This is a genomic window from Spirosoma agri (assembly GCF_010747415.1).
GTDB classification, from domain to species: domain Bacteria; phylum Bacteroidota; class Bacteroidia; order Cytophagales; family Spirosomataceae; genus Spirosoma; species Spirosoma agri.
Genome location: NZ_JAAGNZ010000001.1, coordinates 1608610 through 1628750 on the forward strand (window position 1 = coordinate 1608610; position 20141 = coordinate 1628750).

The 20141-nt window shown below is 50.3% G+C and carries 17 protein-coding genes; 11 read left to right on the top strand and 6 right to left on the bottom strand.

What is annotated here, in order from left to right; translation table 11 throughout:
* Positions 1-35 precede the first annotated feature (35 nt).
* The 4 genes from GK091_RS06645 (at position 36) to GK091_RS06660 (ending at position 7683) form a co-directional block, all read left to right on the top strand.
* Positions 36-3392, top strand: coding sequence for a VCBS repeat-containing protein (locus GK091_RS06645; RefSeq protein WP_164035810.1), 3357 nt, complete (start codon positions 36-38; stop codon positions 3390-3392).
* Positions 3389-4705, top strand: coding sequence for a vanadium-dependent haloperoxidase (locus GK091_RS06650; protein WP_164035811.1), 1317 nt, complete (start codon positions 3389-3391; stop codon positions 4703-4705). The genes GK091_RS06645 and GK091_RS06650 overlap by 4 nt, the downstream gene beginning before the upstream one ends.
* Positions 4706-4870: 165 nt before the next feature.
* Positions 4871-6082, top strand: a complete 1212-nt coding sequence (locus GK091_RS06655; protein ID WP_164035812.1) for an ROK family transcriptional regulator — start codon at positions 4871-4873, stop codon at positions 6080-6082.
* A gap of 131 nt (positions 6083-6213) precedes the next feature.
* The gene (locus tag GK091_RS06660) at positions 6214-7683 is read left to right on the top strand and encodes a gluconokinase (RefSeq protein WP_164035813.1); all 1470 of its coding nucleotides are present in this window, start codon (positions 6214-6216) and stop codon (positions 7681-7683) included.
* A 2-nt stretch (positions 7684-7685) separates the two neighbouring features.
* Here the strand turns inward: GK091_RS06660 and GK091_RS06665 are convergent, their stop codons facing one another.
* From GK091_RS06665 to aat, 3 genes are all read right to left on the bottom strand, one after another.
* On the bottom strand, positions 7686-8936 hold the full coding sequence (locus tag GK091_RS06665) for a glutamate-5-semialdehyde dehydrogenase (RefSeq protein WP_164035814.1): 1251 nt from the start codon (positions 8934-8936) through the stop codon (positions 7686-7688).
* Positions 8937-9020: 84 nt separating this feature from the next.
* The gene (gene proB, locus GK091_RS06670) at positions 9021-10055 is read right to left on the bottom strand and encodes a glutamate 5-kinase (RefSeq protein ID WP_164035815.1); all 1035 of its coding nucleotides are present in this window, start codon (positions 10053-10055) and stop codon (positions 9021-9023) included.
* Between the two features lie 88 nt (positions 10056-10143).
* A complete protein-coding gene (gene aat / locus GK091_RS06675) occupies positions 10144-10785 on the bottom strand; it encodes a leucyl/phenylalanyl-tRNA--protein transferase (RefSeq protein WP_164035816.1) in 642 nt (213 codons plus the stop codon).
* Between the two features lie 325 nt (positions 10786-11110).
* Here aat and GK091_RS06680 point away from each other — a divergent pair, with 325 nt between their 5' ends.
* From GK091_RS06680 to GK091_RS06690, 3 genes are all read left to right on the top strand, one after another.
* Entirely contained in the window at positions 11111-11725 is a 615-nt protein-coding gene (locus tag GK091_RS06680; protein ID WP_164035817.1) for a hypothetical protein, read from the top strand.
* A gap of 132 nt (positions 11726-11857) precedes the next feature.
* Positions 11858-12895: a DUF6807 domain-containing protein gene (locus tag GK091_RS06685; protein WP_164035818.1), complete on the top strand. Its 1038-nt coding sequence runs from the start codon at positions 11858-11860 to the stop codon at positions 12893-12895.
* A 92-nt stretch (positions 12896-12987) separates the two neighbouring features.
* Positions 12988-14541 (top strand): hypothetical protein, encoded by a 1554-nt coding sequence (locus GK091_RS06690; protein ID WP_164035819.1) that lies wholly within the window; start codon positions 12988-12990, stop codon positions 14539-14541.
* 101 nt (positions 14542-14642) lie between these two features.
* On the opposite strand, the gene GK091_RS06695 is transcribed toward GK091_RS06690, so the two are convergent.
* Positions 14643-15038 (bottom strand): hypothetical protein, encoded by a 396-nt coding sequence (locus GK091_RS06695; RefSeq protein WP_164035820.1) that lies wholly within the window; start codon positions 15036-15038, stop codon positions 14643-14645.
* A gap of 230 nt (positions 15039-15268) precedes the next feature.
* Between GK091_RS06695 and GK091_RS06700 the strand changes: the two genes are divergently transcribed.
* Entirely contained in the window at positions 15269-16768 is a 1500-nt protein-coding gene (locus tag GK091_RS06700; protein WP_164035821.1) for a 4Fe-4S binding protein, read from the top strand.
* A 145-nt stretch (positions 16769-16913) separates the two neighbouring features.
* The gene (locus GK091_RS06705; protein ID WP_164035822.1) at positions 16914-17606 is read left to right on the top strand and encodes a type 1 glutamine amidotransferase domain-containing protein; all 693 of its coding nucleotides are present in this window, start codon (positions 16914-16916) and stop codon (positions 17604-17606) included.
* A 90-nt stretch (positions 17607-17696) separates the two neighbouring features.
* Here the strand turns inward: GK091_RS06705 and rfbC are convergent, their stop codons facing one another.
* Positions 17697-18242 carry a dTDP-4-dehydrorhamnose 3,5-epimerase gene (gene rfbC, locus GK091_RS06710; protein WP_164035823.1) on the bottom strand — a complete coding sequence of 182 codons (546 nt, stop codon included), beginning with the start codon at positions 18240-18242 and terminating at the stop codon, positions 17697-17699.
* 115 nt (positions 18243-18357) lie between these two features.
* Between rfbC and pyrF the strand changes: the two genes are divergently transcribed.
* A complete protein-coding gene (gene pyrF, locus GK091_RS06715; RefSeq protein ID WP_164035824.1) occupies positions 18358-19194 on the top strand; it encodes an orotidine-5'-phosphate decarboxylase in 837 nt (278 codons plus the stop codon).
* Positions 19195-19251: 57 nt separating this feature from the next.
* Here pyrF and GK091_RS06720 read toward each other — a convergent pair whose 3' ends face one another.
* A complete protein-coding gene (locus GK091_RS06720) occupies positions 19252-19686 on the bottom strand; it encodes a cytochrome B (RefSeq protein ID WP_164035825.1) in 435 nt (144 codons plus the stop codon).
* Between the two features lie 71 nt (positions 19687-19757).
* Between GK091_RS06720 and GK091_RS06725 the strand changes: the two genes are divergently transcribed.
* On the top strand, positions 19758-20060 hold the full coding sequence (locus GK091_RS06725) for a DUF4286 family protein (protein WP_164035826.1): 303 nt from the start codon (positions 19758-19760) through the stop codon (positions 20058-20060).
* Positions 20061-20141: the final 81 nt, after the last annotated feature.

A 20141-nucleotide genomic window follows, 5' to 3' on the forward strand; every position in this document is an offset into this window, starting at 1 on the left:
CATCTCCGAGTATCCTGTGCTATGACTATACTGCGATGACCAGCCCACTTTATACGATCAAATTTATTCTGTTCCATTATCCGAAAAGCTATATTATCTGCTTCGTCAGTCTATTTCTATACGTAGTCAATTCGACTGCTAACGCCCAATCTCCGCTCTTTCAGCTGCTCCCCGCCAAACAGACAAACATCGATTTTAACAACGAAATCGACGAGAACGAGAGCCTGAATGTACTTTCTTACGAATATTTCTACAATGGTGGTGGCGTCGCCGTCGGCGATGTAAATAATGATGGCTTACAGGATGTATTCTTTACGGCCAATCTAAAAGCTAACAAGCTGTACCTGAACTTGGGTGGGCTGAAATTCAAAGACATTACGAACGAAACGGGGGCTGAACTGGCTGGTCGGCGCGGAGGCTGGAAAACCGGCGTCAGCATGGCCGACGTAAACGGCGATGGACTGCTGGATATCTACCTCTGTTATTCCGGGAAAGGCGATAATGATAAACGCCGGAATCAGCTTTTTATCAATCAGGGGACCAATGGCGGCACCGTTCGGTTTGTCGAACAGGCAAAGCAATACGGGCTGGATGATCCGGGCTATACGACGCAGGCCACATTTTTCGATTACGACAAAGACGGCGATCTCGACGTGTTTCTGCTGCACCATAATGTAAAGAAATATGACAACATGGAGCTGGCCAAACTCCACAACGAAACCGACGAACTGGCTGGTAACAAACTACTAGAGAACCAGAACGGACACTTTGTGGATGTATCGAAAAAAGCGGGTATCCATCAATACCCGCTAACGTTCGGACTGGGTATGGCTGTGGCCGATATCGACAAGGATGGCTGGCCGGATATTTACGTAACCAACGATTACAACGAGCCGGACTACCTCTACATCAACAACAAAGACGGTACCTTTCGCGACGATACGCAAACCTGTTTTCGGCACCTGGCGCACTTCTCAATGGGCATCGACATTGCCGATTTCAACAACGACGGGTTGCCGGATGTGATGTCGCTCGATATGCTGCCGGAGGATAACCGGCGTCAGAAACTGCTGCAACTTCAGGAGAATTACGAATCGTTTGAATTGATGCAGCAGCAAAATCTGTTCAAGCAGTATATGCGCAATATGCTGCAACTCAACAACGGCAACGGCACGTTCAGTGAAATTGGCCAACTCGCCGGTGTCTCGAATACCGATTGGAGCTGGTCACCGTTGCTGGCGGATTTCGACAATGATGGCTACAAAGATCTCTTCATTACCAACGGCTATCTGCGCGATTATACCAACAAAGATTTTCTGAAATACTGGGGTGACTATAAGATAAAAAAGGCGATCGACCGCCAGCCCATTCAATTGATGGACCTGGTTCGGGCCATGCCATCGACCAAAATACGAAGCTACTTATTTCGTAATAACCACGATCTGACCTTCGCCAATAAACAAACGGACTGGGGTATCCAAACGCCTGCTGTTTCGAGTGGGGCTGCCTACGCCGACCTCGATAATGATGGTGATCTCGAACTGATCGTCAACAACATCAACGATCCTGCTTTTGTGTACCAGAATATGAGCCGCGAACAATCGAAGCAGGGCTACATTCAGCTAAAACTAGTCCCCACAACCGGCAATAAACAGGCCATTGGTGCGAAAGTGATGGTATATGCTGGTGGAAATTCCCAATACCAGGAATTGAATCCCGTTCGGGGTTATTTGTCGAGTCAGCCGTTGACGCTTCATTTTGGGCTCGGCACCGCGCCTATCATCGATTCCATCACGGTTAGCTGGCCGGATCAATCAATGCAGAAACTGACCCGCGTTTCGGTCAATCAGCAACTCGTTATTCAGCAACAGGCGATGGCGCCGAAAGCCAGTTCATCATTGGCACAACAGCCATTGGCTACCATTTTTACGAAGGTCGAGCCGGTATTGGCGCACACGCACGAGGGCTATAACGAAAATGATTTCAAACGCCAGCCGCTTATGTTGTGGATGTATTCGCACACGGGGCCGGTATTGGCAAAGGGCGACGTTAACAAAGATGGACTGGACGATATTTTCGTCAGTGGCGATCAGAACAAGACCGGCAGTATTTCGATCCAGCAGAAAAATGGATCGTTCAGCAAGATTGCCGACTTGGTAATCGGCGATGAAGCGGTATCAGCCATTACAGCGGCTGCTTTTTTCGACGCGAACGGCGATGGCTACGACGATCTATACATTGCCAAAGGTGGGTATTCGCTGTTTGAGCCCAATACCGAGTCCTTGCAGGATGAACTGTATATCAACAACGGGCAGGGCAAATTGCTGGTAGCCAAGAATCTGTTGCCGAGTGTAAATGCGAGCAGTAAATCCTGCGTCCGTCCTTTCGATTACGATGGCGACGGCGACATTGATCTGTTTGTTGGCGGTCGGGTCATTCCGGGTCGATATCCTGAGGCACCGGTTTCGTATCTGCTGGAAAATACAGGAAAGGGGCAGTTTCGACGCGTAGAAGCGCCATTTACCAGGGTCGGTATGGTGACGGATGCGCAGTGGGTCGATCTGAACGCCGATGGCCGTGCTGATCTGGTACTTTGTGGTGAGTTCATGCCCGTGACCGTTTACCTGAATACGAAAACCGGATTTGTCGATCAAACGAAGCAGTATTTTCCGGATGAAGAAAAAGGGTTCTGGTTTTCGCTGACGGTGACTGATGTAAACGGTGATGGTCAGAAAGACATTGTTGCGGGAAATCTGGGCGATAATTCGCAAATCCGCTTTTCGAAGAAGGAGCCCGCCGAATTAGTCTACGCCGATTTCGATAACAACGGCTCGATTGATCCTTTCTTTACGTTTTACGTTCAGGGAACTGCCTATCCCTTCGTTAGCCGCGATGAATTAAACGATCAGATTTATGCCATGCGTAAAAAGTTTGCGTTCTACAAAGACTACGCCAACGCTAACTTAACGAATATCTTCTCGACCGAAGAGTTGGCGAAAGCGCAGAAACTAACGGTTACGGAGAGTAATTCGGTGTGTTTTCTCCAGAAGAATGGCCGCTTTGACAAGCACGTGTTGCCTATACAGGCGCAGTTTTCGCCGGTTACCAGCACCATTGCGGACGATTTCGACCACGATGGCCACCTGGATTTATTGCTTCTGGGCAACAAAACGGACAATCGTCTGAAGCTTGGCAGTATGGATGCAAACTATGGCTGTCTGCTGCTCGGGAACGGAAAAGGCGACTTTTCGTATGTCAACCAGACGCGTTCCGGCCTGTCGGTAACGGGTGATGTTAAATCCGTGATCAGTGTGAACAGTAAGCAGCAGAACTTACTGATGATCGGGGCATTCAATCAGCCCATTCAGGTTTATAAAAAGCAGAAGCCATGAAGAAGGCATTACTCGTTTGTCTGCTTCTGGTCCGGGTAGGGCAGGCCGAAGCTAGTAAGCCGGATTTGAGCAAGCGGCTCCAACCAACGCTCTTTGCGGTGACGATGGTGATGATTCACGATGTGGTCAATCCACCGGCGGCCAGTCGATTTTATACCTATTGCCTGTTGGGGGCGCACGAACTCGTTGCCCAGCATCAGAAAACAATTGTTTCGCCAACCGCTTTCGCCCGCGACTTTACTAAACCGGCCATAGAAACGAAGGAGCCGTATGATTACCACATAGCGGCTCTGTACTGCATTCTCGAAGCGGGTCGATTGATTCTGCCGTCGGGCTATATGCTCGAGGAGGAACAGAAAAAGTTGCTTGACGAGCTTAAGCGCGAAAAATACAGCGATCCGCTCATTCAGCAGTCGGTGCAGGTCGGGCAGGAGGTAGCCAAAAAAGTGATGGCTTATGCTGCAACGGACAACTACCGAAATCTGAGCGCCCGAACCCGCTATCGGCCCAGTAAAGCAGACGGGTTCTGGTTTCCAACGCCACCGGGCTACATTGAAGCTATTGAACCACACTGGCGCATCATTCGCCCGATGCTGATCGATTCCTGTAGCCAGTTCAAGCCCGCTCCCCCCGTTGCATTTAGTAAGGATACCACCAGCGCGTTTTACAAACTGGCCTATGAAGTCTATTCGGTGGGCAAGAATCTGACCGACAACCAGCGGTTCATTGCCTCTTACTGGGATTGCAACCCTTTCGCCATCAACACCTCCGGGCACATGTCGATTGGTTTCAAGAAGATAAGCCCCGGAGGACACTGGATGAACATAACAAGCATCGCCACCAGCAAAGCCCACCTGAATTTTGACAAAGCGGTGATGATTCATTCGCTGGTTGCCATGACGCTGATGGATGCCTTTATCAGCTGTTGGGACGAGAAATACCGAAGCAGCCGGATTCGGCCCGAAACAGTGATCAACCGGTCGATCAGTGCGCGCTGGCAACCGTTGTTGCAGACGCCCCCGTTCCCGGAGTACACGAGTGGGCACAGCGTTATTTCGACCGCCGTTGCCGAAGTGCTGACATATTTGATTGGCGACAATTTTTCATTTACTGACAACACCGAAGTACTTTTCGATCTGCCGGAGCGATCGTTTGATTCGTTCCGGAAAGCGGCTGCTGAAGCCGCTATCTCACGCTTATACGGAGGTATTCACTACCGGGATGCCATCGAGAATGGCCAGACCCAGGGAAGAGCCATTGGCGTGTTCATTGTCGATAAACTAAAAAGCAAAGGAGTTAGGTCAACTTTATAGCCTGTCTTACAGTGTGTTAACGGATATTCGTTAAGAAAATGAGTTATTATCCGGATTTGTTGCGTTCTGGCGTGGTAAATAACCGTTAAAAAACACCTTTATTGGTAAGAGGTCTTACCATCACCCAACCTGGCTTTTGCCGCAAGAACTGATTCGTAACTATACATGCATGATCACATCGTCTTTTCCGTTATAGACGCGAAGAAAAACAAACTCAAACGACAGATTATTAACGAATTGTATCGGTTAGAGTCGCGTACTATTTCGCAGTTGGCCAGCCGGTTGCATACCAGCATACCATCGACAACATCGCTGATTGATGAATTGAGCATGACACAATGGGTGCAGGGCATTGGAACCGGAACCGCTCAATATGGCCGGAAACCATCGCTGTTTGCGCTGGATGCTAGCCGGTACGTTACCGTCGTCGTCGATATCAACGTTCACGACACCAAGCTGCTGGTTTTTAATCTGGCCAATCAGGTTGTTCACCAGCTCGATGTTGATCTGCGACTGGACAAATCGCCGACCTTATTGCGCATACTCGCGGAGCCGCTGGAACAGCTTGCCCAGCGGATCAAAGCCGACCAGCTGCAGGTGGTTGGCGTGGGCGCGGTGTTGCCCGGTCTGGTGAACCCGTGGGAAGCGGTCAATCACACGTATCCGAGTGTAAACAGTCCTGAACAGCCTCTGGATCAGCTGTTGCAATCAATATTCGATGCGCCGGTTTATCTGATCAACGATACCAAAGCCACCATTTTTGGCGAACACCGGTTTGGGCTGGCTCAGAACAAAAAACACGTGCTGTCCGTCAACATCGACTGGGGTATCGGGCTGGGTGTTATCACGAATGGGGAGATTTTGCAGGGGTCTGCCGGATTCGCGGGCGAATTGGGCCACATCCAGATGAAAACGGATGGTGAACTGTGCAGCTGCGGTAAAGTCGGGTGTCTGGAAACGCTGGCGTCGGCCTCTTCATTGATCCGACGGGCCAGGATCGGACTGGATGAGGGTCGGGTGTCGCTACTAACCGAACTCGATAGCAGTGCCATCGATATTGAGCGTATTATCGGTAAAGCGAATGCTGGCGACGCGTTCTCTATCGATCTGCTTAGCGACGTTGGCAGTGCACTGGGAAAGGCATTATCAACCGCCGTTCACCTGTTCAACCCCGAACTGATTATTGTCAACGGCGTTTTGGCAAAAGCCGAGAAGTCGATCACACGACCTATTGAACAAGCTATCGATAAATACTGTCTACCTAACTATCGGGATAATCTATCCATTGAACTATCTAAATTGGGCGAGATGGCTAAGTTCTATGGTACACAGGCTTACGTTGTTCAGAAATTACTGGAGCACGAGTTAGTGCCCTAGCGAAAATTGACAGATCGGTTAATCAATGACAGTCTTTTCTGGTTAAATGATAGACTTATTTTCTATCATTTTGCAGGGACAACGCTGAAAATTCCGTTGTTTTGGCGTCCTGTATCTTATTTTGTTGCTTTATGAATTGTCTGCTCGGTGTGGATCTAGGCACCACCAACGTTAAAATCCTTGCCGTAACACCCCACGACTGGAAGATCATTGCGCAAACATCGTTGCCACTAAAAACGTTGTCTCCTCAACCCGATTTTGCAGAACAGGACCCCGAAGCCGTTTGGCAGGCCGTTCGGCAGGGATTGAGTGAAGTGGTGATCGGCGCAAAAAGACAACAGGCAACGATCTCCGGTGTAAGCTTCAGCGCCGGTATGCATAGTGTGCTGGCCGTTGACGCTACAGGAAAGCCATTGACCCATGCGGTGCTTTGGTCCGATAACCGGGCCGAACCGCAGGCGACTGAACTGCATACGGATCAGGCTTCGCTGGGTGATGCCATCTACGCGCATACGGGTACACCGATTCATCCGATGATTCCGCTCTGCAAACTGGCCTGGTTCCGGGAGAACCAACCCGATTTGCTAACACAGGCTGCCCGGTTTATCTCACTGAAAGAATACGTCTGGTGGAAACTGACCGCTCGCTACGATATTGACTACTCGATGGCTACGGCCACCGGATTGTTTGAGGCCGAAAAGCGAACCTGGTATCAGCCCGCACTCGATTTCGCCGGTATTCGACCCGAACAACTATCAGAACCGCAACCGACAACATTGGCCGTGACGTACAATCCCGATCAGGAGGGGGTCGCGAAAACCGCTCTACCATCGGGCGTGATGTTGTACCCCGGTGCATCGGATGGCTGTCTGGCCAATCTGGGAGCGGGTTGTATCGAACCCGGTATTACCACCATAACCATCGGCACAAGCGGAGCGGTGCGCCAGACCGTTAGTAAACCGCAGCGAGATCCGCATGGCCGACTGTTTTGTTATTACCTCGATGAGCGAAACAAAACACCGTACTACGTCGTCGGTGGACCGACGAACAACGGAGCTAATGTGTTGCAGTGGCTGGCCGAAAAGCTCACGCAACAAGAGACGGAAGCCGTATTGACCGAAGCGAGCACCGTATCAGCCGGTGCTGACGATCTATTGTTCCTGCCGTACCTGCACGGCGAACGGGCACCGCTCTGGGATGCGTCTGCGCGGGGCGCTTACCTGAACGTGGACTACCGACACACCCGAGCGCATTTTGTTCGGGCTGCGCTGGAAGGCGTCATGTTCAACCTGCTAAGCATCGAGCGGTTGCTGGCTAAACAGACTGGCCCCACGCGGAAAATCTACGCGAACGGCGGATTTGCTCAATCAACGTTCTGGGTTCAGATGATGGCCGATATATTTGGCGTTCCGGTTCGGCTCAACGACAGCAATGAAAGTAGCGCAATGGGAGCCATACTGTTGATTTCGAACGTAACGACGCCGTTGGAAAAGTTGGCCGACGAAGTGCAGTTCGGTCAGGCATTCGAGCCGGATGCAGCTTGTCACGAGCATTATCAGACCGTGTTTGACCGCTGGGAGGCCGCCTTACAAAAACGCTGACCCTACCACCGCACTTGTCCATCGCCCACAACGATCCATTTTTCCGTTACCAGCTTTTCGAGCGCGAATGGGCCACGGGCGTGAAGTTTCTGCGTCGAAATACCAATCTCGGCCCCCAGTCCGAAAACGCCCCCATCCGTGAAGCGCGTTGAGGCATTTGCGTAAACCGCAGCCGCATCGACTTCGAACAGAAAGCGGTCGATAATTGACTGATCCTGTGACAAAATTGCTTCGGAATGCCGCGACGAATACGCCTGAATGTGAGACAACGCTTCATCGAATCCGGCAACCACTTTCACTGCGCATTTGTAATCCAGAAATTCACGTCCGAAATCGTCAGCGCGGGCGTGCTGGAGGTTTTCATACCCGGCGTTCTCAAAAATCCGGTACGCTTCGTCGTCGGCAAAAACCTCAACGTTCCATTTTTTGAAATCAGCCGTCAGCATGGGTAGAAACTGCTCCGCAACGGTTTCGTCGACGAGAATGCAATCGAGCGAGTTGCAAACCGACGGACGGGAAACGCGCGCATTGACGACAATGGCAGTGGCTTTTTTCAGGTCCGCCGTTTGTTCGACGTACGCATGACATACGCCAGCGCCCGTTTCGATAGTGGGCACCAGCGAATTCTTACGCACAAACTGTATGAGCGATTCGGAGCCGCGTGGAATAATAATGTCTACGTAGCGCGTAGCCGTCAGCAACTCATTGACAACGGCCCGATCAGGAGGCAGCAATGTTACCGCAGCTTTGGGAATCTGAAAATCGTCGAGAACCCGCTGAATCAGGTCAACCAGATAGCGGTTGGAAAAATCGGCTTCTTTGCCACCTTTCAATACACAGGCATTGCCGGAACGCAGACAAAGCGATGCCACATCGACCGTTACGTTGGGCCGGGATTCGTAGATGACGCCGACAACACCCAAAGGCACCGCGATTTTTTTGAGTTGCAGGTTTTGCTCAATCGTGCGCTCAAAAATGACGGTTCCCGCCGGATCAGGTAATACCGCCACCGCGCGCAGACTTGTGGACAGATCGGCTATCCGGGCTTCCGTTAACTTAAGCCGGTCGTATTTTGGGTCCGATTCCGGCATCCGATCCAGATCTTTCTGATTTTCGGTGATGATCTCAGCTGTGTGCGCGGCCAACACATCGGCAAGCCGGTTCAGTAAGTCCGTTTTTTGCTCAGAACTAAGCCGTCTGACAACGGCGGACGCCTGTTGCGTGGCCTGAAGGAGTGGAGTGATCGGTGTCATACAAGTCGTCCGGATGGCCACATCCGGGTAAGAAATAACAAGAACTCGCAATCTAATACCCGGACGTGGCCGTCCGGGATAGTGTCACAAAAGTACAATATCATTCGCATTTGCCACCTCAACGTTCTGTTGATTGAGTTGCTGCGACAGGGCAGCCGACGAAATTCGGGCGCGGGCAACGGCAATCGTTTCGTCCTGCTCGTCAATGATTTCGACCATTTCGCCAACGGTAAACTCGCCAATCAGCGCGCTGACGCCGACGGCCAGTAAACTCCGACGTTGCTGCAAGGCCCGAACCGCCCCCGCATCGACCCGTATCTGCCCCACGGCAAGACTGCCGCTGCCCAGCCAGCGATTTCGTGCGGACAGCGTTGTGGGTTGCGGGCTGAATTCTGTACCCAGTTCTCCCTGTAAAGCCCGACGCATACTATCCGGTTCGTTGAGCCCAAAGATGACGACCCGAATGCCCATGCGGGTTGCCAGTTTGGCGAAGGTCAGTTTAGAGGCCATACCACCGAGTCCCAGCGACGACTTCTCCGTTCTGACGACGCCGAACAGCTGTTCATCGAACCGGGTTACCTGTCGAATGATGTGTCCGTCGGCATCGAGCAATCCACCGACCGACGTGCAGAGCATGAGCGCTTCGGCTCCGAAACCTACGGCGATCAACGTAGCCAGTTCGTCGTTGTCCGAAAACTTAAGTTCGCGGTTACTAACAACGTCGTTTTCGTTGGCAATGGGAATAATATCGTTGGCCCAAAGTTCCTCATAGGTTTGTTTCAGTTGCAGAAACTGATCGCGGCTGGCAAAATGATGACGTTCGCAAAGGCTTTGGGCAATCGAGATTCCGTAAATGGAAAAGAAGCGGGAGTACTGATTCAACAACAGCAAATTACCGACGGCAGCAGCGGCTTTTCGCTGGCTGATGTCGCCCCGGTAATCCCGGATTTGTGCTTTCCCGGCACCTACCGCGCCTGACGATACCAGAACGACTTTGTAGTGTGGATGCAGAGCCGCCACTTGCCGGGCAATGTCCACCATAACGGGTTCATTGGGTTCGCCCGTTGATTTTGTAATGGATGCCGTCCCGAATTTAAGGACAAGAACAGGTTTTGACATGTAAAGTGTCCCTTCCGTCAGCGAAGATGATCCTGAACAAAAGGGGCACAAAACTAATCATTGCCGGCAAGATGTTCCGTATTTCAGATCATTCGGTGCCTGAATCTTCCACCTGATCGTTGAACAAATGCGCTAACACGGGCTCTGTAAAACGGGCTTTTTTGCGCAAAGCTGCTTTAAGTTGCTTCATGTAGGCTGACTTGGGAATTTCAATGGCACCGTATCGTTTTACATTATCATTGATAAACTGGGTGTCGAGAAGGTCGAATTTTTGTTGCCGGAGTGTAAGAATCAGGTAGTGGAAGGCGACCTTGGATGCGTTGCTGACGTGATGAAACATAGACTCACCGAAGAAGGCAGTACCCAGCGATACGCCGTACAAGCCGCCAACTAAACGATTGTCTATATACGTTTCGACGCTATGGGCAAGCCCCATGTGGTGTAATTCGGTATACGCGTTAATAATTTCTTCCGAGATCCAGGTGCTGTCCGTTTCGGAACGGGGCAGTGAACAGTAGCGCATAACCTGCTCAAAATCAGTATTTATACGAACGTCAAACTGTTTTTTATTTAAAATGGGCCGTAGGGAATGGGCTGGCTTGTAGGTGTCAATGGGAATTACCGCACGCGGATCGGGGGCGTACCAGTACAGTGTACCGTCTGCGTCGGCCATCGGAAAAATACCGTGAATGTACCCATAAATCAGGTCGTCGGCGGTTAGCTTATTCATTACTTTTTCCGGTGCGTTACCGGGCAAATATAGAAAATTGTTGATTGGTTTTGGCTTGCAGGAAGCGAAAACTTAAACTTGTGGTTAAGCAAGTACCTTAGTTTCCTGAGTAACCGATTGAGTACTTTCCTTATTGTAACCAATGTGTTAGAATATGGTTTAATTTCGCGTTCTCCAACGCATCGACTGGTTATGCTGAAGCGAAGCCGTTAGTCACCGACTTCGCACCACCAATCAGGTACGGAGGATGCTTGATCAACTGTGATTAAACCAAACTCTTTCCGCGCTGTCGAACGTTACGTGTGAAATGAATTAACGATCAACCATGAAAAAAGGACTCATTATACTAGTGGCTATAATGCCATTTCTACTCAGCCGGTGCAGCGTGAATCAACAAATTTCCCAGGCAAAAGCCCTCGGTGATTGCCGGTATTCGATCGTATCGGCAGATAGCGTATTTCTGGCAGGAACGGATATTCGTCAGTTTCGCAAGCTGGAAGACCTCAATCCAGCCCGTTACCCACGACTGGCTACGGGACTGCTGACCCGCAATATACCACTGGATGCCCGGATCAACCTGGCTATAACGAATCCGACCGGTAAACTGGCGGGAATCAATCAGCTGGAATACAAGGTTTTACTGGCAGGACAGGAGATGTTCAACGGCTTTCTTAACCAGCGGATTGAGGTGCAACCTGGTGGTAAAACGCAAATTCCCGTTCGGTTGAGTACGAATGCCTACCAGCTCTTCACGGATTCGAAAACCCGCGATGCGTTTACGCAACTGGTGCAAAACCTGGCTGGTTCAGCCAATACGACTCCGTCTAAGCTGACAATTAAAATCAAGCCGACGCTTGCTCTGGGTAACAAGGCCGTTAACTATCCCGGCTACATTACGATCGATCAGGAATTGACCAACAAGATCTTACTGGGTAATTAAGGGCATTAATTTACGCCGTTACCTGACTACTAATTTGTACGAATTACCAGTAGCATTTGGTTAGCCCCCGCTTTTTAAGCCGGGGCTTTTTTTGTCCCGGCTACGCCTGATTTTCTAAACCGATCTATTCCGATGCAAAAACTCCTTTTAGCCTTGTCCCTGGCTGCGGTATTCACACGAACGCAGGCGCAAACGAACCGAATCCAACTGACGCATAATGAAGCCAAGAAGCAGATAGAGGTGTCGATAGAGGGTAAGCCATTCACGGCTTATATCTATCCGGGTCCAAGCGTTCTGAAAAAACCGGTTCTGTACCCAATCCGAACGGCGGGTGGCAACTTCATTACACGGGGATGGCCATTGGACCCGCGTCCCGGCGAACGGATCGACCACCCGCACCACGTAGGGATGTGGTTCAATTATGGCGACGTGAATGGACACGACTTCTGGAATAATTCTACCGCCATCGGGCCGGAACACAAAGGTCCGTTTGGGACGATCGTGCACACGGGCGTCAAATCAATGAAAAGTGGCAAGGACAAGGCGGAGTTAGTCGTTACAGCCAACTGGCTTGATAAAGACAACAAGGTAATGCTTCAGGAAACGACAACGTTCGAATTCAAAGGTACCGCCGATAGTCGGACCATTGATCGGATCACCACGCTGAAAGCAGCTGATAAAGATGTACTGTTCAAGGATAACAAAGAAGGTATGATCGCACTTCGGATGGCCCGCCAACTCGAACAGCCATCGACCAAACCCGAAGTTTTTACCGACGCGCAGGGAGTAGCGACTAAGGTGCCCGTCCTCGATAATGCGGGCGTAACGGGACAGTATCACAGCAGTGAAGGCGTTGAAGGGGATGCCGTCTGGGGAACCCGTGGTAAATGGATGAACCTGACCGGAACCATCGACGGAGAGGCTGTCTCGGTTGTCTTGTTAGACCATCCTCAGAATGTTGGCTACCCAACCTACTGGCATGCGAGAGGCTATGGTTTATTTGCAGCCAATCCATTGGGGCCAGCCGTTTTTACGGACGGAAAATCACCTGCACTGAACTACACGCTCCCCGCCGGAAAGTCGGTTACATTCCGCTATCGATTGCTGATTCAGTCAGGGAATCCAACTAACGCATCTATAAACGAGCAAGTGTCGACATTTACTCGGTAAAAAAAAGTATCTTGCGCATTAGGGTCGGCACACTTTTCGTCAATTATACTGCTACTACATGCTGATTAACAGCGTGTATGTTCCGTAAACCTATGCGTAACTTATACTTAGTAATCTATTTTATCGGTATCCTATGGCTGACAACAAGTGAAGGCATTTTTGCCCAGTCACGAACGCTGCCCTCGTTGGCAAGAGCTCGCCAGTCAGTATACACTCCGCGTAATCCACCTGTATCGGCCTTTAGTGGTCTGGAAACAATTCAGAATGATCAGATAAAGGTTGGCGTCGATTCGCGATACGGCGGTGCCATTACGTATCTCGCGCCTGTCAACGGGACGAACATGGTCAATAATTTCGACCTTGGCCGCCAGATTCAGATCGGTCTCTACAGCGGTCCAAACCCGTACAGCGAGAATGGCAAACAACCTGATCCAAACTGGGTTGGCTTAGGCTGGGACCCCATTCAGGCGGGGGACGTGTTTGGCAATCCATCCAACGTGCTGGACTTTCGGAAAGAAGCAAACCTACTCTATGTCAAGACGCATCCACGTCAGTTTCCGCTTGATGATGTTCTGGGTGAGTCGTATATAGAACATTGGGTGCGGCTGGACAAAAATGTGGTAAAAGTTCATGCGAAAGTGACTCTCTTTCGAGCGGATAAAACTCAGTACGAAGGCCGTCAGCAGGAGATGCCCTGTGTTTATCTGAACGCAAATTACCACAACATCCAGGCCTACATCGGTAGTAATCCCTTTACCAATGAGAAGCTTACACAGATTCGTCCACCCATTGAGTTTGGCGATATTTTTCCAACCGAACCCTGGATGGCTTCGACGGATGACAACGGGTTCGGCGTAGGGCTGTATTCCGAAAATTCCTATGATTGGAAAAAAGGCTATTTTGGCCGCGATCTGGCCGGCGATGAATTTATGGTGGATGCGTCGTACATCGCCAATACGCCGTTTGTCGTTCTCGATCATAACAGCACCTACGAGTGGGATTATGAACTGGTAGTCGGTCAGATCGCAGACATTCGGACGTATATGTACGCGAAGCCACGGGCCTCATCCGGTCCAAATTATCGGTTTGATACGTCGCGGAAAGGATGGCATTACTTCAATGCGGTCGATACAGGGTTACCCATTCAGGGCGCTTTATCGGTGCAGTTGACCAACAGTCAGCGCGATCTGATTCAGTCGCCCGGTGTTTTCTGGAAGGGACGAAGTAACCCGAACGTGTACGTACGGGCTGCGTTTCAGACCCAGCATAACAACTTTCGCTTTTCCTGGAAAAACGCCGATGACCATACGATCGCTCGCGACGAACGTGGCTATTTTGATTTCCCGATCATTAACGATGGTCAATTTCATACGTACAAACTGGACCTCAGTAACAAAGCGAGCTGGCTTGAATCCCATATTGGACAGATTGAATTTCGACCACCCCCCAATGGGCCTGCCGTTAATGGCTGGGTGAAAATCGAATGGATAGCTACGAACGAGAGCGGACCTACAGCGGATGGCGTTTCTAAACCGGGGACAAGTTTGGTCGATACTCCACAGACACCGGCAACCCCCTGTCCGACCTATTGTATCCCTGTGACTGTGCAAAAAACGCAGTCAGCGAGCGGAATCGTGCGAAAGTAGCCAGGCAGTACGTCGCTTGGTTACTATCCACTGATCTGCCCCGCTACGGATGGGCACTCTGTGCAGTCGTAGCGGGGCAGATCAGCCATAAAATTGATGTATTAGTTGAGGTGTACGAGTGCTGACCGATAAACACGGCCCTCCAGCGTATCCATCCACGACCGGAGCGTATTATTCTCGTGGCTGGCGCGGTTGAGTTCAGCGTCTATCTGGCGAAGCAGAAAAAACAGCTGATGAACGTGTAACCATTGTTGATGCAGGCGCTTCGTGTCTTCAATCGTCCGAGCCTGTTGCCGGGCTTCATGCGTTAGTGTACGCAGGCTCATCTTCAGGTGATAACGCAGCATCATCAACCGGCTGGCCATGGGTAGCTCAGTCGGACTGCGTTCCATGTGTGATATTCCTTTGGCGAGCACATTGTTGCGCTGCTGTAATTGATCTGAAACGATCATCCATGCATGTTCTGCCTGAAGCGCTTCGTATGAGACGGTTTTCATAGCAATAAGTACAATACGGTTTACAAACAAATATACCAATTGAGCCGACTTTTCAATGCGTTGATTCTTAGTTTCGTAAAATTTTAATTTGTTAAACGGTATTTCGGCCAATGATTAGACAAGAATAGTGCAATTCGGTTTAATCGCTGTCTGAAAAAAGTCTGCGAATTAACGGCATCTCTACAAAGGTTATTCTACCTTGTTACATTCAACTTGACTCAACCATTAAAATGCTGCAACGACTTGGCCTCGTTTTGTTTGTTATTGGATTTCTCAGCTGGCTATTCACCCTGACGCTAAGTGAATATCGGCTTACCAATGCCAGTATTGATAACGCTGTAAAATCCGAACATAGAGCGATCATACACGAACGAACGGCGTTTATGAAGGACAAATTGTATGCAAACAATTGGCTGTTCATTCGTGATTTTCGGGGGGCGATCGACACGTACAATGCAGCCATGAACGCCGAAAAAAACTGGAAGGCTGTTATCTACGACAACTATACGTTCGATGTAGCGAAGAACGCATCCCTTGGTATACTGACGACGGGTTCTGTTTGGCTCTTTTTCTGGTTGAGCTTTGGGGTAGCTATATTGGGAGGTTTGCTTTACTCACTAGCGGGGAGCAACCGATTACCCGGCGTTCGAAATGACAACAAGTTCCGAAACCCGGCCACCAACCGGGGTTGGATTGGCATTGCCGTTGGTTTCTTTCTGATCGGGTTTTATATTGCACTTTATTTTTATCCGGAATACCTGACCAACTGGGTCTTATTAGTCGATCCGATCAGTCGCGCGCTCAATGCCGGACCGGCGAGCCGCTGGTTTCTGTACGGATTTCTCTACACACTGGTTATCTTGGTTATGGGCGTTCGGATGCTGATCAACTATCGGCACAGTCGTTACCAGCAACTCCGCACCGTATCGGTCATGTTTTTTCAGGTTGCGTTTGCCTTTTTGATTCCCGAAATTATGCAGCGGCTAAACCAACCGTATCAGGATCTGAAAAATATCTGGCCGCTTGACTACACGTTTTTCTTCGATTATAAGCTGAACGAAAAAATGCAGGCGGGTTCGCTCGGCATCTTTATGCTGGTATGGGGCATCGCACTGGCGCTGGTTGCTGTACCGGTCATGACCTATTTTTTTGGCAAGCGGTGGTATTGCTCGTGGGTGTGTGGCTGCGGAGGACTGGCTGAAACACTGGGCGACCCGTACCGGCAGTTGTCGGACAAGAGCCTGAAAGCCTGGAAATTCGAGCGCGTCATCGTTCACGGGGTTCTGGTCTTCGCGGTGGGAATGACCGTGTTGGTGCTTTACACGTATTTTACCGGACAATCGACCATACTGGGCTTTCTGGATAGTTACAGCATCCGTTCAACCTACGGTTTGTACGTAGGGTCTATTTTTGCGGGTGTTGTTGGCACTGGCTTTTATCCGCTGATGGGCAACCGCGTCTGGTGTCGGTTTGGGTGTCCACTGGCGGCTTACTTAGGAATAGTACAGCGATTTAAGTCACGGTTCCGGGTCACAACGAATGGCGGTCAGTGTATTTCCTGTGGCAACTGTTCGGCCTACTGCGAAATGGGTATCGACGTTCGGGCCTATGCCCAGCGTGGTCAGGACATTGTTCGGTCGTCGTGCGTTGGTTGCGGCATTTGTTCGGCGGTTTGCCCGCGTGGTGTTCTTAATCTCGAAGTTGGCCCTATATCGTCGCGGAAGGTTTGACGGTTGGTGATCGGTTGCCCTAAGCTGTTGGGGAACCGAGCCTTGTTTCGTAGCGGATAGATTACCGGAAAACCTTTTATCTTCGTAGCACCTTTGGACAATTTTTTTAGCGAAAATCGTCTATTTTCTTTTGCCCTGTTGACAAATGGACCCTATTTATAAAGCCCTGTTTGTTTGTACGAGCCATACAGACTATCCCACTAAGCCGTATAAAACCGGACTCTGGTTGAGCGAAGCCACTCATTTCTATGACGAGCTCGATGATCGCAAGCTACCTTACGATATAGCCAGTCCGTCTGGCGGACCAGTACCCATCGACGAACGAAGCGTTGACCGACGCGACACGGTGAACGAAAAGTGGTATAATGACCCTACATTCAGACACAAGCTCGAACACTCGACACGGCTGGATGAGATCGATCCGGCTAGCTACCAGATTTTATATTTGACGGGTGGACACGGTGCCATGTGGGACTTCCCCGATAACCAGACACTCCAAACGATTGTCCGGTATATTTACGAAAATGGCGGGCTGGTCGCTGCCGTTGGTCATGGGGTGAGCGGCTTATTGAACGTCCGGCTTTCCGATGGTTCGCTACTCCTCGATAATCGGCAGGTCGCGGGCTTCTCAACGATGGAGGAGAAGCTGGTCAGGCTTGATGAAGAAGTGCCGTTTTTACTCGAAGATGCGCTGAAACAGAAAAAAGCGCTATACGGCAAGGGATTCATTCCGTTCCTGCCCTACATTGAGGTTGATGAACGGCTTGTAACGGGGCAGAATCCGCTATCGGCCAGAAAAGTTGGCCGGAAGGTCATGGAGGAGATGTACGAAAAATAGGAAGGTCGATCTGGTGAACGGTGCCTGATACGCCATATCTCGAAGATACAGCGTATCAGGCACCGTTCACCAGATCGACTGGATAATCGCTTAAACGACAACATCCGGGAAAACCTCGCGGAGAGTTTTCAACTCAATATCTTTTTCCGAAACGATTGGATTAGTAATACCCCAGTCGATGTTCAGGTCAGGGTCGTTCCAAATGATTCCGGATTCAGCAGCTTTGTTGTATACGTTCGTGCACTTATAGCTGAAAACACTATCAGCCAGCGCGACAAATCCATGCCCAAATCCTTCCGGAATGTAGGCCATATTAGCCAGTTTGGCATCCAGCAGAAACGTTTCATATTGCCCGAATGTAGGTGAGTCAGGGCGCAGATCGACGGCTACGTCGAGTACCTGACCCGTAATAACGCGGACAAGCTTCCCCTGGGCGAATGGGGCGTTTTGCATGTGCAAGCCGCGTAGGACACCTTTCACCGAAAAGGACTGGTTATCCTGGACAAACTCCATCGGCAAACCAAGCGACGTAAAAAGTGTCTTGTTGTAAGACTCGAAGAAATGGCCACGTTCGTCTTCAAACACGCGAGGGATCAGTTCAATGAGGCCGCTAATAGCCGTTTCGCGAACTTGCATAGAGTAAGGTTGATTGGTAAAAAATGTGCTTAGTAAGTCACAAAGCTACAAAACCGTAACCATACTTTGTACCTTTGCACGAACCCTATTTACTGACTGGGGCTATCTTATTGGCATGACCTACAAGGAATTAAGCGAGCAAATCTTCAGAAAAAAATCATATTTGTGCGTCGGACTCGACACTGATCCGCACAAAATTCCGCCCCATCTGGCCAACGAAAAAGATCCGGTATTTGCGTTTAACCGGGCTATTATTGATGCAACTGCCGATCTTGCCGTTGCCTACAAGCCAAATATCGCTTTTTATGAAGCTCAGGGACCGCGCGGATGGGAAAGTTTACAACGAACGCTGGCGTATATTCCTGCCGATTGCTTTACTATTGCTGACGCCAAACGCGGAGACATTGGCAACACGTCGAATTTATATGCACGTACGTTCTTCGATCCGGAAGCCGCTGGTCTGAACTTTGATTCGGTAACGGTGGCGCCGTATATGGGTCGCGATTCAGTTACACCCTTTCTGGAGTATGAAGGCAAATGGGTGATTCTACTGGCGTTGACATCTAATCTGGGCAGCGCCGATTTTCAGCGTCGGCGCGTTTCTAGTGAGTCATCGGATGAGCAGCCGTTGTTCGAGATTGTGATCAAAACGGCGCAAACATGGGCTAACTCTGAGCAGCTTATGTTTGTGGTAGGAGCAACCCAGGCCGACGAGTTAGGTCGGATTCGAGAACTGGCCCCGGATAATTTTTTGCTTGTTCCTGGGGTAGGTGCCCAGGGTGGTTCGCTGGCCGATGTATCGCGTCGTGGTCTGACGGCTGCCGGTGGACTATTGGTCAATGCGTCGCGAAGTATTCTGTACGCATCCAGTGGGACGGATTTTGCGGATCGGGCCCGTGCTGAAGCGCAGGCGTTGCAAACGGAGATGGCTGGCTATCTGGCAACGATATAATTAGATGGAGGGGAGTTGAGCAATAACTCTATTGCTCAACTCCCGATCACTGTTCGGTCAGAACAATCCTGCACCCAGGCCCCGAAACGGCCAGGGAATCAGCGCCAGAATGAGGAGCAGACCGAGGCCATAGAAGATCGCGACCAGACGTTGTTTGGTGATTGCATCAGAAGCTCGTTTGGAACGAGAGTACCCGATGGTAATCAGGACAATGGCGACCAGCATTCCCGTCAAATGCTCGACAGTATAGAAGCGATACACTTTGTCGCTGAGAAGGCTAAAATTCACTTTGGGGCTGATAAAATACAGGATCAGGCCAATAATTAATTGAGTGTGAACACTAATCAACGTAAAGAGATACAACTTACGGTTACCATCGGTGTAGCCGCTACGTCCCTGCCATTTGCTAATAGCAATAACTACGGAAGCAACTAATAAAACAAGGGCAATCCAGCGCAGGCCGGAGTGGGTGTGAACTAAGCCGGTATACATAAAACAATGATTTTGTCGCAAAGAAACAACCAAAACGCCAACTTACGGTAGCCATTGGTTGTTTGATGAACATGATTCTTTACAACACGACCTATAGCGTTGCCATCGAAGTTGAGCAGGAGTGGCTTCGGTGGATGAAAACGAGCCACATTCCGGCTATTCTGGCAACGGGACTGCCGGCCAGTCACAAATTACTTCGGCTTCTGACGGAAATCGACAACGGTGCCGCAACCTATTCCGTACAACTTGATTTCCACGCTATGGAAGATTACTTCACCTACCAAAGTCTCCACGCTGACGACATGCAGCAGCGCATTTACCACCGCTTTACCAATCAATTCGTTTCGTTCGATACGTTGTTAGAGGACGTTTAGTGTCTGGCCGGTTGACGAATCAACGCTGGTAAATAGGGAGGACTGAGGGGCCATCGTATAGACGTTGGCTCTACCCAATCG